The organism is Marilutibacter maris, assembly GCF_003233695.1.
Taxonomy (GTDB): Bacteria; Pseudomonadota; Gammaproteobacteria; order Xanthomonadales; family Xanthomonadaceae; genus Marilutibacter; species Marilutibacter maris.
In genome coordinates this window covers 2,491,755-2,507,320 of sequence record NZ_CP029843.1, presented here as the reverse complement: position 1 = coordinate 2,507,320, position 15,566 = coordinate 2,491,755, and the positions used below count along the sequence as shown (strand labels likewise).

The window sequence follows — 15,566 nt, the reverse complement described above, 5'->3', positions numbered from 1 at the left end:
AATCGCCCGATGCATGCCGAGTCCTTTCCGGGCGGATCGCCATCCGTTGCCGCGCCATCCGGCGTCGGCCTGTTCGATGTGGCCGCATTGCGCGCGATCGAGACGCGGGCCGCGCAGCGCCTGGGCGATGCCGCCGAACTGATGCGTCGCGCCGGCCAATCGGCGTGGCGCGAGCTGCTTGCGCACTGGCCCGATGCGCACAGGATCGTGGTGGTCTGCGGACCCGGCAACAACGGTGGCGATGGTTATGAACTGGCCCGCCATGCGCTGGGCTCGGGGCGCGAGGTGGTCGTCGTGCGGTTGCCCGCGCATGCGCCGCGCGGGGATCTGGCGGTTGCCGCGGCAGAGCGTTACCGCGCCGACGGTGGCCGCGAGCAGACGTTCGCCGGAGGACTGCCGGACTGCGAACTGGTTGTCGACGCGCTGTTCGGAATCGGGCTGGCGCGGGCGCCGGAGGGCGAGGCGGCCGCGCTGATCGAGGCGATCAATGCCGCGGCGTTGCCGGTGCTGGCGCTGGACGTACCCAGCGGCGTCGATGCCGCGACCGGCTCGGTCGCGGGCGCGGCGGTGGTTGCCCAACGCACCCTGGAGTTCATCGCCGCCAAGGCCGGCCTGGTCACCGGCGCGGCACTGGACCATGTCGGCATCCGTGCTTTGGCCGATCTCGGCCTGGCGACCGAGGACCGCGCCGGGCTCGAGCCGGTTGCGGAGCTGCTGACGTCGGCCGATCTCGGCCGCTGGCTGCGGCCACGCCGTCGCGACAGCCACAAGGGCCGCAACGGTCGGGTGCTCTGCGTCGGCGGCGATCTGGGACACGGCGGCGCGATCCTGCTTGCCGCCGAAGCCGCGCTGCGCAGCGGCGCCGGACTGGTCGACGTGGTTACCCGCAGCGCGCACCTGGCGGCCATGCTGGCACGACGTCCGGAGGCGATGGTGCACGCTGTCGATGCGCTCGGCGACGCTTCGCTCGAGCCGATGCTGGCGGCGGCCGAGGTACTGGCGATCGGTCCCGGCCTGGGGCAGGGAACGTGGGGGCGGGGGCTGTTCGAGGCCTTGGGCGCCGCCCGCTGCGCGGTGCTGGACGCCGACGCGCTGAACCTGCTCGCACAGGGGGCGGCGGTACCTTCCGGCCATGCCGTGCTGACGCCGCACCCGGGCGAGGCCGCACGTCTGCTCGGCCGCTCGACCGCCGATGTGCAGGGCGATCGTCTCGGCGCCGCAGCGGACCTGGTCGCGCGTCACGGCGGCGTGGTCGTGCTCAAGGGCGCCGGCACCGTGATCGCCGCCCGCGGCCGGCGCCCGTGCGTGCTTGCCGCCGGCAATCCGGGCATGGCCGTCGGCGGCATGGGCGATGTGCTGTGCGGCGTGATCGCGGCGATGCTCGCGCAGGGGCTGCCTGCCTTCGAGGCCGCCTGCTGCGGCGCGCTGCTGCATTCGCTGGCGGCCGACGCCGCCGCCGCCGAGGCCGGCGAGCGCGGCCTGCTGCCCTCGGACCTGATGCCCTGGCTGCGCCGTCTGGGCAATCCGCCATCCCGTTCCTTCCCGGAGTCCGCGCGAAATGAGTGATGCGGTGATGGAGCTGCAACTGGCCGATCCCGAGGCGACCGCCGCGCTCGGGCAACGGATGGCCGCGACCCGGCCGCCGCAGGCGGTGGTCTACCTGCGCGGCGACCTGGGCGCCGGCAAGTCGACCCTGGCGCGGGCGTTGCTGCGGGCGTTGGGGGTCGGCGGCACCATCCGCAGCCCGACCTACACCCTGGTCGAGCGCTATCCGCTGGCCGACGGCAGCGAGGCCTGGCATCTGGATCTGTATCGCATCGCCGATGCCGGCGAGCTGGAGTACCTGGGCCTGGATGCCGACGAGGTGGGCCTGTGGCTGGTCGAGTGGGCCGAACGTGGCGCTGGCGCCTTGCCGCGCGCGGACCTGGTGGTCGAACTGGCGGTCGAAGGCGATGGCCGGCGCGCGCACCTGGTGCCGGCGTCGGCGGTCGGAGCGGCCTGGCTGGGGGCATTGCATCCCCGGGCCTGAGGCCGGCAGGAAAACCTGAAGTTGTCGGCTACTCCTGAACGGAAATGAAGGAAGTGGCGGCAGGTATCGGATTCATAAGGAAAAAAGACTTGCAAATGCATGTCTGTGGTGCTTGACTAGCGTCCATGCGTGCAAGGGGAGCCACCGTTCAGAAACTCCTGATGGCCATGGCGCTGCTCGGCGCCCTGGCCTGGAACCTTGCGCATGCCTCCAAAATCAACGACTTGCGCCTGAGTTCTGGGGCGACCGGCACCCGCGCCGAGATCGTCCTCGACGGCGAGGCGGAAGTCCGGACCCTGAGTCTGTCGGGGCCCGATCGCCTGGTCGTCGATCTTCCCGGCTCGGAACTGGCGGCGAATCTGAAGGTTCCCGGCGGCGCCGGAATCGTCAAGGCGGTGCGTACCGGTCATCCGGTCGCCGGCACCACCCGCATCGTGTTCGACCTGGCCCAGCCGGTGGCGGTGCTCAAGCCGCGTATGGAATCCGGTGCCGCCGGCCCGAGTCTGGTGCTGGAGTGGCCGGGCGATGGCGCCGGCGCCTCGACCGCGGCCGTCGCCGCTGCAACCCCGGCCGCCGCGGGTGCGGTGACCGTGCCGGCGTCCGCGCCGGCGACCGTGTCGGGTTCGATCCCGGCCCGGCAGCCGTCTCCGGCGGGCGCCGAAGCGGCCGCTCCCGATAGCGCCGCCTCAGCGGCCGCGACCACCCGCCTGATCACCGAACTGGCGGCGCGCGCCGCCCAGCAATCGCCGTCGCAGGCCTCGCCCGCACCGGCCGGGGCGACCGTGGCCAGTGCCGCCGCGCCGCGCAATGCCGCGCCCGCGCTTGCCGCCGATCCGGCGCCGCGCGGCCGTACCCTGCAGGACATGGGCCGCGGTGCCGGCATGCGGCCGCTGATCATTGCCATCGACGCCGGCCACGGCGGCCAGGACCCGGGCGCCATCGGCCCCAACGGCAAGCGCGAGAAGGACGTGACCCTGGCGGTCGCGCGCGAACTCGCCCGTCAGGTCAACGCCACCCCCGGGCTGAAGGCCTACCTGACCCGCGATACCGACGTGTTCATTCCGTTGAACCGGCGTGCGGTGCTCGCGCGCCAGGCCAAGGCCGACATGTTCGTTTCCATCCATGCCGACGCGGCGCACAACCACAGTGCGCGCGGCGCCTCGGTCTACGTGCTGTCGCTGCGCGGCGCGACCTCGCAGCGTGCGCGCTGGCTGGCCGACAAGGAAAACGCCTCCGACATGATCGGTGGCGTGCGCCTGCAGGAGACCAGCAACACCCTCGCCAACGTGCTGATCGACCTGACCCAGAGCGGACAGATGAAGGCGTCCGAGGAAGCGGCCGTGCACGTGCTCGACAGCCTTGGCCGGATCGGCCACAAGCGTCGGGTCGAGAAGGCCAACTTCGCGGTCCTGCGCACCTCCGACATGCCGGCGATGCTGGTCGAGACCGGCTTCATCTCCAACCCGGAGGAGGAGCGCCTGCTGACCAGTCCGGGGCATCAGCGCAAGCTCGCCGCCGCGGTGCTGGAGGGCGTCAACGCCTACTTCGTGCGGCAGCCGCCGCCGGGCACCCTGTACGCGGCCCGTGCCAGCGCCGAGATCGCGGGTGCCAGCGGGCCGGGCGGCAGCCCGTAGCCACGAGCGCGCACGGCTTCGTTATCATCGCAGTCCATCGGGCGACGACACCACGCCGTGCCGTTGCCCGCAGGCAGCCGACGAGAAGCACGTGACGATCCGACAACTCCCCGACATCCTGATCAACCAGATCGCCGCCGGCGAGGTCGTCGAGCGGCCGGCCTCGGTGGTCAAGGAACTGGTCGAGAACGCGCTCGATGCCGGCGCCAGCCGGGTCGACATCGATCTGGAGGAGGGCGGGGTGCGGCTGATCCGCATCCGCGACAACGGCGGCGGCATTGGCGCCGACCAGTTGGCGCTGGCGGTGTCCCGGCACGCGACCAGCAAGATCGCTTCGCTCGACGACCTCGAGGGCGTGGCCACGCTCGGTTTCCGCGGCGAGGCGCTGCCGTCGATCGCTTCGGTCAGCCGCTTCGCGCTGAGTTCGCGGCACGCCGACAACGAGCACGGCCACGTGCTGGAGGTCGACGGCGGCCGGGTCGGCGAGGTGATGCCCAAGTCGCACCCGCAGGGCACCACGGTCGAGGTGCGCGACCTGTTCTTCAACACGCCGGCGCGGCGCAAGTTCCTGCGCGCGGAACGCACCGAGCTCGGGCACATCGAGGAGTGGTTGCGTCAGCTCGCGCTGGCCCGTCCCGATGTCGAGTTGCGGGTGACCCACAACGGCAAGCCGTCGCGACGCTGGAAGGGCGAGGGCTCGCTACTGGACGGCGCGGCGCTGTCGGACACGCGCATCAACGAGACCCTGGGCGAAGAGTTCGGTCGCAACGCGCTGCGTGTCGACCATGCCGCCGCCGGCCTGCGCCTGCACGGCTGGATCGCGCAGCCGGCCTACAACCGCGCCAGCACCGACCAGCAGTACCTGTTCGTCAACGGCCGCGCGGTGCGCGACCGCAGCGTCGCCCACGCGGTCAAGCAGGCCTACTCGGACGTGCTGTTCCACGGCCGCCACCCCGCCTATGTGTTGTTCCTGGAACTGGATCCGCGCCGGGTCGATGTCAACGTGCATCCGGCCAAGCACGAGGTCCGTTTCCGCGACGCGCGGCTGATCCACGACTTCGTCTATCGCACCCTGCACGAAGCGCTGGCCGGCACCCGCGCCGGTACCGCGGCCGGGGTCGGCACCGAACGCGCCGACGAGGCCGGAATGGCGCCGCCGCCGTTCGCCGCGCCGGTGCAGCAGGGCGGCACGATGCCGGCGCCCGCCAATACCGGCTATATGCCGCAGACGCCGCTGGGGCTGCAGGTCGCCGAGACCCGCGCCGGCTATGCCGCGCTCTACGGCAGCCGCGGTGGCGGCGCCGCGAGCGCGGCGACGCCGGTGCCGCCGCAATCGCTGCCCGACAGCGGCGATGCGACCCTGCCGCCGTTGGGCTATGCGTTGGCGCAGCTGCACGGCATCTACATCCTTGCCGAATCGGCCGAGGGGCTGGTCGTGGTCGACATGCACGCGGCGCACGAGCGTATCGGCTACGAGAAGCTCAAGAACGCCCACGACGGCGAGGGCCTGAGCACGCAGCCGTTGCTGGTGCCGGCCACCCTGGCGGTGTCCGAACGCGAGGCCGATGTCGCCGAGCGCGAGGCGGCGACGCTGGGCGAGCTGGGATTCGAAGTGACCCGCAGCGGTCCGCAGTCGCTGACCCTGCGCAGCGTGCCGGCGCTGCTGGCGCACGGAGACGTCGAGGCGTTGTTGCGCGATGTGCTGGCCGATCTGCGCGAGCACGGCGAGTCGCGCCGGGTCGCCGCCGCCCGCGACGAACTGCTGTCGACGATGGCCTGCCATGGCGCGGTGCGCGCGAACCGGCGTCTCACTCTGCCCGAGATGAACGCCCTGCTGCGCGAAATGGAGGCGACCGAGCGTTCCGGTCAGTGCAATCATGGACGCCCGACCTGGGCGCGCTTCAGCCTGCCCGAGATCGATCGATGGTTCCTGCGGGGGCGCTGAGTTTCAGAGGGGCGAGACATGATCGGCAACACGAACGGTAACCGGATTGGCATGAGGTGGATGACGATGGGCCTGTTGGCGATGGGCATGACCCTGGGCGGCTGCGGCGGCGATTCCGCCGAGTCCGGCGAGGATGCCGCCGCGGCGGCGGCGAAGGCCGCGGCCAGTGCGTTCCAGGCCGAGCAGCAGCGCTGGCGCGAGCAACGCGCGGCGCGGCTGACCCAGCCCGACGGCTGGACCTCCCTGGTCGGCCTGCACTGGCTGGAGCCGGGGCCGCATTACATGGGCAGCGATGCCGACAACGGCATCCGCCTGGCGGCCGGCCCCGAGCACATGGGCATGATCGAACTGAAGGCCTCCGGGCAGATCCGCTTCGTGCCGGAGAAGGGCGCGGAACTGACCGTGGACGGCGAGCCGTTGACCGCGACGACGATGCTGCGGGCGGACAGCGATCCGGCCGGTCCGAGCGTGATCGGTTTCGACGAGGGCAAGGGCCTGCTGACCGTGCTCAGCCGGGGCGACCGCTACGCGCTGCGCGTCAAGCATGCCGACGCGCCGACCCGCAGCGGGTTCAAGGGCATCGACTACTGGCCGGCCGATGAGAGCTGGCGGATCCAGGGCCGCTTCATCGCCCATCCGCGCGGCAAGACGCTGCCGATCGGCAACATCGTCGGCACCACCGACGATGTCTCCAATCCCGGTGCGGTCGAGTTCGAGCGCGACGGCCAGAGCTACCGGCTGGAGGCGCTGGACGAGGGCGGCGAGGAGTTGTTCCTGGTGTTCGCGGACCGCACCAGCGGCCACGACAGCTACGGTGCAGGGCGCTTCCTGTACGCGGCCAAGCCCGACGTGCAGGGACGCGTGCAGTTGGACTTCAACCAGGCCTACAACCCGCCGTGCGCGTTCACCGCGTTCGCGACCTGCCCGCTGCCGCCGCTGGAGAACCGGATCGACCTGGCGATCACCGCCGGCGAGAAGACCTACAGCTACTCGGCCAAGTAAGGCCCTCGGCCGGCCGCGCGCCGGCCGGCAGTACCCCGGGGGCTCCCCCCCCCGGACAACGACCTGGAACGTCCATTCAAGAATCCGACAAGGAGACTCATGCGCCCCCGTCATCCGCTCGTCGCAGCCGTGCTGGCCACGGCTCTGTCGCTGGCTGTCCTGCCCTCTCTCGCGAAGTCGCCGACGGCGGTCGCGGCCAATCCCGCGGCCGAGGTTGCCGCGCCGCCTGTGCCGTTGTTGTGGCAGGTGTCCGACGACGACAACACGGTCTATCTGCTGGGCTCGTTCCACATGCTCAAGTCCAGCGACTATCCGCTTTCGGACGACATCCAGGCCGCGTTCGACGACGCCGAGCGGGTGGTGTTCGAGGTGCCGCCCGACCAGGTCAACGATCCGGCCAATACGACCAAGTTCCTGCAGGCGGCGGGTTTCGCCGACGGTCGCAAGCTCAGCCAGGTGCTGGCGCCGGAGACCTACGACAAGCTCTCGACGATGATGGCGGCGGCGGGACAGCCGGTCGCGGCGGTCGAGCGGTTCGAGCCGTGGTTCGTGAACCTGTCGCTGGTGATGGGAATGGCGCAACCGCTGGGCTTCAGCGGCGCCCACGGCCTGGACAATCACCTGATGCAGCTGGCCGGCAAGGCCGGCAAGCCGGCGTCGGGCCTGGAATCGCTGGATCATCAGCTCTCGGTGCTCGACGGCGCGCCGATGGACGAACAGGTGCTGGGGCTGAGCGAGCTGGTCGAGGATCCGGCCGCGGCCGCGCGCGAGCTCGACAAACTGCACCAGTCCTGGCGCCAGGGCGACCTCGAGGCGCTGCGGCGCTATGCGATCGAGCAGATGAAGGAAAAGACCCCGGAGACCTACCGGCTGGTCAATATCGAGCGCAACCAGGCCTGGCTGCCGCAACTGCGCGAGATGCTCGATGGCGAAGGCGAGGACGATGTCCTGGTCGTGGTCGGGGCGATGCACCTGGCCGGCGATGATGGCCTGATCGAAGGCCTGCGCGAGGCGGGCTACCGCATCGAGCGCATCTGCTCGGCCTGCAGCGCCGACTGACGGACGGCCGGGGCTCCTCCCGACCGGGGGAGGCCGGGCCGGCGCAGCGGCCCGCCGCCCGCGGACGCGATCCCGAAGGCGGGATCGCGTCCATGGCGCGGGCTGCGTGGGGATCGCGAACGCGCGCTTATTCGCTGACCACCGCGTCGGTGTCGGGCTCGATCATCGGCCGCGCCGCTTCGACCAGTTGCACGAAGCCGCTGCGCTGGCCCGAGCGATCGTCGCCGCGGGCACCGCGCGCGGTCGCCAGCACCTGGTCCCAGCCCCAGCCGTCGAAGCGGCTGCCGCCGCGCAACAGATCGGCGAAGCCGGCGACCGAGGCGGCGAAGCGCAGCGAGGGGCTGGCCTTCGCCTGCAGTTGCGAAGCGCGGATCGGGGTTTCGATCAGACGGCTGTCGTCCTCCCCCGGGCGCTTGTAACGCAGGCGCAGGTGGGCGAGTTCCGAGCCCCGCGCCGCGGCGTCGGTCCGCGTGGCGTCCTGCGCGCCATAGCGCAGCGCCGGCAGCCGCTCGACACCCGAGCCGACCGGGGTGATCTCGTACAGGGCGGTGACCTCGTGACCGGCGCCGATGTCGCCGGCATCGACCTTGTCGTTGGCGAAGTCCTCGCGCGCGAGCACGCGGTTCTCGTAGCCGATCAGACGGTATTCGGCGACCCAGGCCGGGTTGAACTCGATCTGGATCTTGACGTCGCGGGCGATCGTCAACAGGGTCGAACCCATTTCCTCGACCAGCACCCGGCGCGCTTCCTGGGCGCTGTCGATGTAGGCGTGGTTGCCGTCGCCGACGTCGGCCAACTGCTCGGCCAAGGCGTCGTTGTAATTGCCGCGGCCGAAGCCAAGGGTGGTCAGGGCGATGCCGGACTTGCGCTGGTCGCCGACCAGGGTCTCCAGCGCGTTGTTGTCGACGGTGCCGACGTTGAAGTCGCCGTCGGTGGCGAGGATCACCCGGTTGACGCCGTTGTCGACATAGGCCTGCCGCGCCATCGCATAGGCCAGGCGGATGCCTTCGCCGCCGTTGGTGCTGCCGCCGGCCTGCAGCTGTTCCAGCGCGGCGAGGATCTCGCCCTGGCGATCGCCGGGGGTCGGCGGCAGCACCAGCCCCGCCGAGCCGGCATAGACCACGATCGAGATGCGGTCCTGCGGGCGCATTTCGCGCGCCAGCATCGAGAACGCGCGCTTGAGCAGCGGCAGCTTGTCGGGGGCGTTCATCGAGCCGGAGGTGTCGATCAGGAAGACCAGGTTGGCCGGGGGCAGGGTGGTCTTGGGGACCTCGTAGCCCTTGATGCCGACCATCAGCAACTGCCGCTTTGCGTTCCACGGTGCCGGCGCGAGTTCGGTCGAGACCCGGAACGGTACTTCGCGGCTGGCCGCGGCCGGGTGGCCGTAATCGAAATAGTTGAGGAACTCCTCGGCGCGCACCGCGTCGGCCGGCGGACGCATGCCGTCGCCGATCATCCTGCGCACATTGGTGTAGCTGCCGGTGTCGACGTCGATCGAGAAGGTCGACACCGGCTGTTCGCTGGCGCGCTGGACCGGATTGTCGTCGCGCTCGGCGTATTTCTCGGTGTTGGCCGGCTGGCTGTAGTACGGCGGCGAGGGCGGGGCCGGCGGCGGTGCGTAGGCCATGGCGGGGGCCGGGGCCGACAGGTTGGCCTGCGGCACTTCCACCTTAGAACGACGGGCGCGGGCGCCGGTGACCTCGACCCGGTCCAGTGATTCCGATTCCTCGCGCAGAGCCTTGGCCTCGTCGTCCTGCCGACGCGCTTCGGCGGCCTGCCTCGCGGCTTCGGCCGGAGTGGGGGCGACTTCGGTCCTGGCCGGGGCATCGTCGTTCGACTGCGGTCCGGCCGACTGGCAGGCGGCCAGCAGACAGGCGGCGAGGGCGGCGGCGAGAGGGGCCCGACGGGCGATGAGGTTCATGCAGTGCTCCCTTGCGTGGTTGGCGTTCATGGACTTCAACGCACGGCAACGGAGAATGGGGTTGGCGGGTTGGGGCGCAGCACGCGGGAGCGGCGCTGCGAGGGGCACTCGATGGCCCGGGTTTGCCGAGAACAGGTCAGTTCAGATAATCCGTTCGCCGTTCGAGAAGCCTTGCCTTCGATCAACCCAGCGTGAGGCTTCGGAGCATGGTTGGGGGTGAAAAGCACTAATCTGTTGAACACTGCGATCTCGTTGACCAGGCAGAGCGTGAGGATGTAGATTCCCCCTCGCCTTCAACAGAACTGTGCGCTGCATCATGTCTAATCGGGTTGATCATCGGATGACGGTCCACTCTTCCGCTGTGGCCTTGGTGGCGAGAGCGGGCGAGCCGTCCGCCGTTACTGTTCCTCCGGTTGCCTCCGGCTTCCGATGAACCCGGATTAGAGCATGCGCGTCAAGGAGGATGCGATGGCGCGTTCGAATTTTCCATCAGGTTACGATCGCGTGGCAGGGACAGATGAGTCCGCGGCTGCCTTGGATGGGGGCTTGGACAGGCCGACGGGACGGTCCGTTCATATTCCTTCGGGAATCACCAAACGCCCCATCCATTACTTCATCCCCGACGCGCTTCGCGATCTGTTGATGCGATGTGAGGTCGGTTCGGAGTCGGCAGGCACAGGAATGGATGAGGAAGTTCATGCGGCCGCCCTGCTGTACCTGGTTGCACGCCGCGGCTACGCTGGCGTACGCAACCCCGCACAGGCCGGCCTGCTGTTTGATCTGTTGTGGCAGGCACCGCCAATAGACACGGTGGCGGACCTGGACACGATTGCCGCCCGGGTCGACCGGAAGGCGCAGGCTATTCGGCAGCAGATCGTATTCACCGGGAGTCCGGTCGCCAGCGAGGCGCTACACGTCTACGCTCCGCATGAGGCCGTTCCCGAGCTGATGGCCCAACTCGTCGACGGGATTGCACTCGACGCGACCGGTGTTTCCGCTGTGGACCGGGTCGCAGTGCTTGGGTTCTTTTGCGTGCATGCGCATCCGTTCCGGGACGGGAACGGGCGTTGGACTCGTGCCCTGACTCTGGCGGTCGAACGCCGCTCCCTGGTCACGACAATGGCGGCCATGAGTTTCCAGACGGTTTGCATGCAGGCGCTGGCCGAGCGCATCTGGCCGCAGGCTCGCGTGCAGGGTCTGAGGGCCTATCTGGAGGTCTGTGCGGCCTATACGGATCGGCTGCTGGAGACCTATAGGGAAAGCTCGGCCTTTCAAGTCGTCCGGTGCGTAGACGATGCCCTGCGCCGGGTTGCCAAGGACAGGGCGAAGCTGAGACGACTGGCGCGATGCTTGTTCGTGACCGGGCGGCTGGCAGAGGGAGAGGTGAAGCAAGTGCTCGGTGTGTCCTCCCGGGTGGCCGGGGGGCTTCTGCAGTCGCTGGAACATGGTGGCCTGACGGCGTCGCCGTACGGTATTTCGATTGATGCGCTGGTGGATGAAATCGCGGGGCAGGCCGAGGCATCGGCGCAGTTCGCGCTCAGGAACTTTAAAGGAATGATGGAATGAACTTTTTTTCGGGATCCGAGCTGACTCAGCGAGCCAACCGCAATCTGTCCGCGGCTGTAAGGTGCATCCTTCTGATATCTGCAGGCGGCCTGGGGGCAATGGCATCGAGTGCCGCCAGGGCGGAGTTTTGCGGTACCTATACGGATAAGAATGGCAATCAGCAAGGCTACTGCGTAGTGGTCGGGACGAGACCACCCAATGATGGAGGGGGCTGGAGCGGCGGCGGCATGAATTACTGGGGCGGCGGCGGTTCGACCTCGGGTGAAGATAGCGACTATTACGAAGAAGATCGTGGTATCGACATAGGGGATCGGTTTGCCGGTCATGATCAAGGCTGTTCGGTCAAGCGCGGCAATCCGATCATCATCAGTACCGGAAACAAGATCGAAGAGGAGCTTGATTTCCAGGAAGCGACCGAACGCGGGCTCATGCTTGCCCGGACGTACAACCATTACTGGACCGGTGTAGGGATGTTCGGAAAGCACTGGATCAGCAATATGGACTACATGCTGACCTTCGACAGCACCGAGGTGGACAGCTGTTTTCCAAGACCAGGCGGGGGAGCGTGTACGATCGGCTCGAAGACGGTCATCTACGCCTGGCGTCCCAGTGGCAGGACGATCAAGTTCATTCGCAACGCCAGTGATGGGATCTTCTACGAGGACAAGGCGAATCCTGTCGCCAAGATAATCAACCGCGGAGCCACCGGCTTCGAGTTGTACAATGCCGATGGCAGCGTCGAAACATATGGGCAGAGCGGCCGTATTCGGGTGGTGCGAAACCCTCAAGGGAACGGCTGGATCTACTCCTACAGTGGCACCTATCCGACCCGTGTCACGCACACGAGCGAGCCCGCCCGTTATATCGAGTTCACGTGGAGCAACGGACAGCTGACTGCTGTGCGTGATCCTGCAGGACAGTATTATGGCTTTGCCTATCACGCCAACCAGTTCGGTACAGGACTGCATCGTCTGGCCTCGGTGTCAAAGCCAGGAACGCCGGCGACGACGATCACCTACCACTACGAGATGTCCTCGCGCCCCGATGCGCTCACCGGCAAGTCGGTCAACGGCATTCGCTATTCAAAGTTCACATACGACAGCAACGGCTACGCCACTGGCACCGAGCACAATGGCGTTCAGAAGCATACTTTCAGCTATTCGCAGGATGCGGATGGCAAGCTGACGGTTTACGAGACCAATCCTCTTGGCAAGCGGACCACGCACGTGTTCGAGGATGGCAAGCCCGTTTCGATGACAGGTCAGCCCAGCACCTATTGTCCATATACCACGGCTGTGGATACGGAGTACGACGCCAACGGCTATCCGACGATAAAGGTCGATGCCAAGGGCAACGAAACCCGCTTCTATTACAATTCCCAGGGGCAGCTGACCAAGAAGATCGAGGCCTACGGTACGGCCCTGGCACGTACGAGGCTGATTGCCTGGGGTAGCAATAATCGCGTTTCCAGTGAAACGGTTGGTATCACCAGCGCGACGCCCTCGGGCCTGCTCAGAATTACCTACTCCTATACGTCCGACCGTCGTATGGCCTCGGTTACCCGGACTAATCTGTCGGGAGTGGGGCGGACGGAGCCGCAGGTCACCACATACACGTACTCCACCTATCCCGACGGCATGCTGCAATCCATGTCCGTCGATGGGCCGTTGCCGGGCACCGGCGACAGGGTAACGTACAACTACGGGACCAGCCGCTATCTGTACTCGATCGTCAACAGTCTGGGGCACGCGACCGTATACGGCGGCTACAACCTCCGCGGTCAGCCAGGTACCATCACCGGCCCGAATGGCGACAAGGTGACTTTCACCTATGATGCGCGGGGGCGGATATCCAAGCGGAGAACCTATCTCAATGGGGGTGCCCAGGATACCGTCTATGCCTATGATGGTGATGGTCGCCTGCTCAAGGTCACGACCCCTGATGGCGTGGCGACCGACTACGACTACTACGACGCCAACCGCGACTTGCTCTCGCGAATCAGGATCAACTCCAGTGGCATGCTCAGTGGCGGCGGTACTCAGGAGCAGCAGGCCTATACATACGACGCAATGGGGAATGTGACGGCTGCACGCGTTTACTCGGTGGAGACCTATACCGAAAGTCGTTTCGTTTGCCGGGCACCGATCGGCGCTCCTCAGAATCAGTGTGCGGAACCGGATTTCGAAATGGTCGAGGTCACCGGCCCGGTACTGAAGCGTTCGAGCTTCTCGGCCTACGATGAGTTGGGCCGTGTGCGAGCTCGAACCGGCAACTCAGGTCAGAACGTTGGCTACACCTACGATCTCAACGGCAATATCCAGACGATCAAGGATTCGTTGGGCAAGACGACCACGTTCTATCATGACGCGCTGGATCGTCTGTATCAGACGAAGAACGCACTCGGAGCGCTGACCAAGTATGGCTACGACGCACTCGACCGTGTCGTTAGCGTTACCGATCCGCGGGGCAAGATCACTCGTTATGCCTACGACGGGTTTGGTAATCTGCTCCAGCAGACAAGTCCCGATACCGGGTCGATCACCTTCGAATACGATCAGTACGGCCGGCAGACGAAGATGACGCGTGCCGATGGCACGATAACCACGTTCGCCTATGACAGTCTGGGTCGCATGGTGACGCGGACGATAGCCGACAAGGAGCATCGGTTCACCTATGACGCATGCGCCAACGGCAAGGGGCGCTTGTGCCAGGTCTGGGACGAGTACGGTCAGCTCGACTACACCTATACTCCCGAGGGGCTGCTTGAGACCCAGCAGCAGCGGATCGGCGGCGCGTCGGGCTTCGATCAAGGCTATGCCTATGACAATCTGGGGCGGCTGACCGGCATCAGCTACCCCGGCAACGTGTCGGTGGGCTACGGGTACAGCTATGGTCGGGTGAAGACGGTGACGGCGACGATCGGCGGGGTCACGCATACCCTGGCCAGCAATATCCAGTACCAACCGTTCGGCCCTATGGCGAACCTGACTTATGGCAATGGCCTGGCCAGAACCCGTCTGTTCGATACCGACGGACGGGTGACCGGTATCCATACCAAGAATGGCTCTACGAGCCTGCAGAGCCTTGCCTACCTCTACGACAAGAACGACCGTATTACCCGGATTACCAATGGCGTCGACGGCAGCCTGACCCAGAATTACACTTACGATGAGCTTGGACGCCTGCTGAACGAAACCTATGGCAGTTCCACCAACTATTCGTATTACAAGTACGACGTCAACGGGAACCGTACGGAGCAGGGGGGCAGAAGGGGAGCGTGTCACAGGTTCCTGACCTGTATCAGATCGCGTCCGGGAGCAATCGCCTTCTGGCCGCCGGCTCGCGGAACTTCAGCTACGATGCGGATGGCAATATCGCCAGCGCCGGCAGCGATACATACACCTACGACGTTTTTGGGCGGATGTACGATGTCCGGAAGGACGGAGTAAGGACCGTCTATTGGGCCAATGCACTCGGTCAGCGGGTGTACAAGACCCAGGGGGCTCCGAAGAACGCTTTCTACATCTATGGTCCAGGCGGCAAGCTGATGGCGGAGAAGGGCGGCGTCACCAGTGGTGGAACCCACCACTGGCGCCATTACGTCTGGCTGGGCGGCGAGTTGTTGGGATTCGTGGACGGCAGCGCGAAGAACTACGTTCACAACGATCACTTGGGGCGTCCAGAGCAGGTCACCAACCAGAGCAAGGCGCGGGTCTGGCGAGCCAGCAACGAGGCCTTTGGTCGCACCGTCACGCAGAACAGCCTGGGTGGTGTGGGCAGTCTCAATATCGGCTTTCCAGGTCAGTACTACGATGCCGAGAGCGGACTGTGGCAGAACGGATTCCGCGACTACGATGCGAGCCTTGGACGGTATATCCAGTCGGACCCGATAGGGTTGGCAGGTGGGCTGAATACGTATGCCTATGTCGGCGGTAATCCGATTGCTCGAGTTGATCCTATGGGATTAAAAGACTATACCGTTTGTGAAACGCAGACGATCTTGGAAAGCGTAAGAGATCAAATGACCGGCCCGCTGAAGAAGGCGACGTGGGAGGCGCTAAGCAATCATTCTGGCTGGGGGGCCTTCGAAATAGGAAAATTGGACTACAGGGTTCGAGAGCCTGATTCCACATTTTCGTTTGGTGGCCGAACAATGGATGCGGCTCAATTTGGAAATTATGTGGCCGGCTATGCTGGGTGGTACTATGGTCAATCTCGCGGCCTTGCCTTGGTTATGTGGGGCGGCGTCGGATATGATTTTGACGAGGATTACCGGGCGCGTGGGACGCCTTCGTATAAGGGCTCGTTCGATTTTGATATGGATAGTCGAGATGACATCCTTGAAGGCGCTCGGCGTGCAATCAACGAAATTGAGAGTGCGCTCACTACATGTGGCTGCGGGAGCTGATC

The 15,566-nt window shown here is 66.4% G+C and carries 10 protein-coding genes; 9 read left to right on the top strand and 1 reads right to left on the bottom strand.

Annotated elements, in window-relative coordinates:
- Positions 1-9: 9 nt before the first annotated feature.
- The 6 genes from C9I47_RS10965 to C9I47_RS10940 all read left to right on the top strand — a co-directional run bounded on the left by C9I47_RS10965 (position 10) and on the right by C9I47_RS10940 (position 7,669).
- The gene (locus C9I47_RS10965; protein ID WP_111266772.1) at positions 10-1,566 is read left to right on the top strand and encodes an NAD(P)H-hydrate dehydratase; all 1,557 of its coding nucleotides are present in this window, start codon (positions 10-12) and stop codon (positions 1,564-1,566) included.
- On the top strand, positions 1,559-2,029 hold the full coding sequence (tsaE, locus tag C9I47_RS10960; RefSeq protein ID WP_407067477.1) for a tRNA (adenosine(37)-N6)-threonylcarbamoyltransferase complex ATPase subunit type 1 TsaE: 471 nt from the start codon (positions 1,559-1,561) through the stop codon (positions 2,027-2,029). The genes C9I47_RS10965 and tsaE overlap by 8 nt, the downstream gene beginning before the upstream one ends.
- Positions 2,030-2,190: 161 nt before the next feature.
- A complete protein-coding gene (locus tag C9I47_RS10955) occupies positions 2,191-3,663 on the top strand; it encodes an N-acetylmuramoyl-L-alanine amidase (protein ID WP_111266771.1) in 1,473 nt (490 codons plus the stop codon).
- Positions 3,614-5,608, top strand: coding sequence for a DNA mismatch repair endonuclease MutL (mutL, locus tag C9I47_RS10950; protein WP_407067476.1), 1,995 nt, complete (start codon positions 3,614-3,616; stop codon positions 5,606-5,608). The genes C9I47_RS10955 and mutL overlap by 50 nt, the downstream gene beginning before the upstream one ends.
- 51 nt (positions 5,609-5,659) lie before the next feature.
- Complete coding sequence (locus tag C9I47_RS10945) at positions 5,660-6,610, top strand: DUF1684 domain-containing protein (RefSeq protein ID WP_111268096.1); 951 nt, start codon at positions 5,660-5,662, stop codon at positions 6,608-6,610.
- Between the two features lie 99 nt (positions 6,611-6,709).
- Positions 6,710-7,669 (top strand): TraB/GumN family protein, encoded by a 960-nt coding sequence (locus C9I47_RS10940; protein WP_111266769.1) that lies wholly within the window; start codon positions 6,710-6,712, stop codon positions 7,667-7,669.
- Positions 7,670-7,796: 127 nt separating this feature from the next.
- On the opposite strand, the gene C9I47_RS10935 is transcribed toward C9I47_RS10940, so the two are convergent.
- Entirely contained in the window at positions 7,797-9,590 is a 1,794-nt protein-coding gene (locus C9I47_RS10935; protein WP_111266768.1) for a vWA domain-containing protein, read from the bottom strand.
- Between the two features lie 447 nt (positions 9,591-10,037).
- Here C9I47_RS10935 and C9I47_RS10930 point away from each other — a divergent pair, with 447 nt between their 5' ends.
- The 3 genes from C9I47_RS10930 to C9I47_RS18160 are packed head-to-tail and all read left to right on the top strand — an operon-like array spanning position 10,038 to position 15,564.
- Complete coding sequence (locus tag C9I47_RS10930; RefSeq protein WP_111266767.1) at positions 10,038-11,156, top strand: Fic family protein; 1,119 nt, start codon at positions 10,038-10,040, stop codon at positions 11,154-11,156.
- A complete protein-coding gene (locus C9I47_RS10925; RefSeq protein ID WP_111266766.1) occupies positions 11,153-14,605 on the top strand; it encodes a DUF6531 domain-containing protein in 3,453 nt (1,150 codons plus the stop codon). The genes C9I47_RS10930 and C9I47_RS10925 overlap by 4 nt, the downstream gene beginning before the upstream one ends.
- A complete protein-coding gene (locus tag C9I47_RS18160; protein WP_111266765.1) occupies positions 14,578-15,564 on the top strand; it encodes an RHS repeat-associated core domain-containing protein in 987 nt (328 codons plus the stop codon). The genes C9I47_RS10925 and C9I47_RS18160 overlap by 28 nt, the downstream gene beginning before the upstream one ends.
- Positions 15,565-15,566 lie beyond the last annotated feature (2 nt).

What these genes read in the sequence shown, in the direction of transcription:
- C9I47_RS10965 (WP_111266772.1), top strand. Translation starts at nt 10, where the DNA reads ATGCATGCCGAGTCCTTTCCGGGCGGATCGCCATCCGTTGCCGCGCCA.
- tsaE (WP_407067477.1), top strand. Translation starts at nt 1,559, where the DNA reads ATGAGTGATGCGGTGATGGAGCTGCAACTGGCCGATCCCGAGGCGACC.
- C9I47_RS10955 (WP_111266771.1), top strand. Translation starts at nt 2,191, where the DNA reads ATGGCCATGGCGCTGCTCGGCGCCCTGGCCTGGAACCTTGCGCATGCC.
- C9I47_RS10945 (WP_111268096.1), top strand. Translation starts at nt 5,660, where the DNA reads ATGAGGTGGATGACGATGGGCCTGTTGGCGATGGGCATGACCCTGGGC.
- C9I47_RS10940 (WP_111266769.1), top strand. Translation starts at nt 6,710, where the DNA reads ATGCGCCCCCGTCATCCGCTCGTCGCAGCCGTGCTGGCCACGGCTCTG.
- C9I47_RS10935 (WP_111266768.1), bottom strand. Translation starts at nt 9,590, where the DNA reads ATGAACCTCATCGCCCGTCGGGCCCCTCTCGCCGCCGCCCTCGCCGCC.
- C9I47_RS10930 (WP_111266767.1), top strand. Translation starts at nt 10,038, where the DNA reads ATGCGCGTCAAGGAGGATGCGATGGCGCGTTCGAATTTTCCATCAGGT.
- C9I47_RS10925 (WP_111266766.1), top strand. Translation starts at nt 11,153, where the DNA reads ATGAACTTTTTTTCGGGATCCGAGCTGACTCAGCGAGCCAACCGCAAT.
- C9I47_RS18160 (WP_111266765.1), top strand. Translation starts at nt 14,578, where the DNA reads ATGTACGATGTCCGGAAGGACGGAGTAAGGACCGTCTATTGGGCCAAT.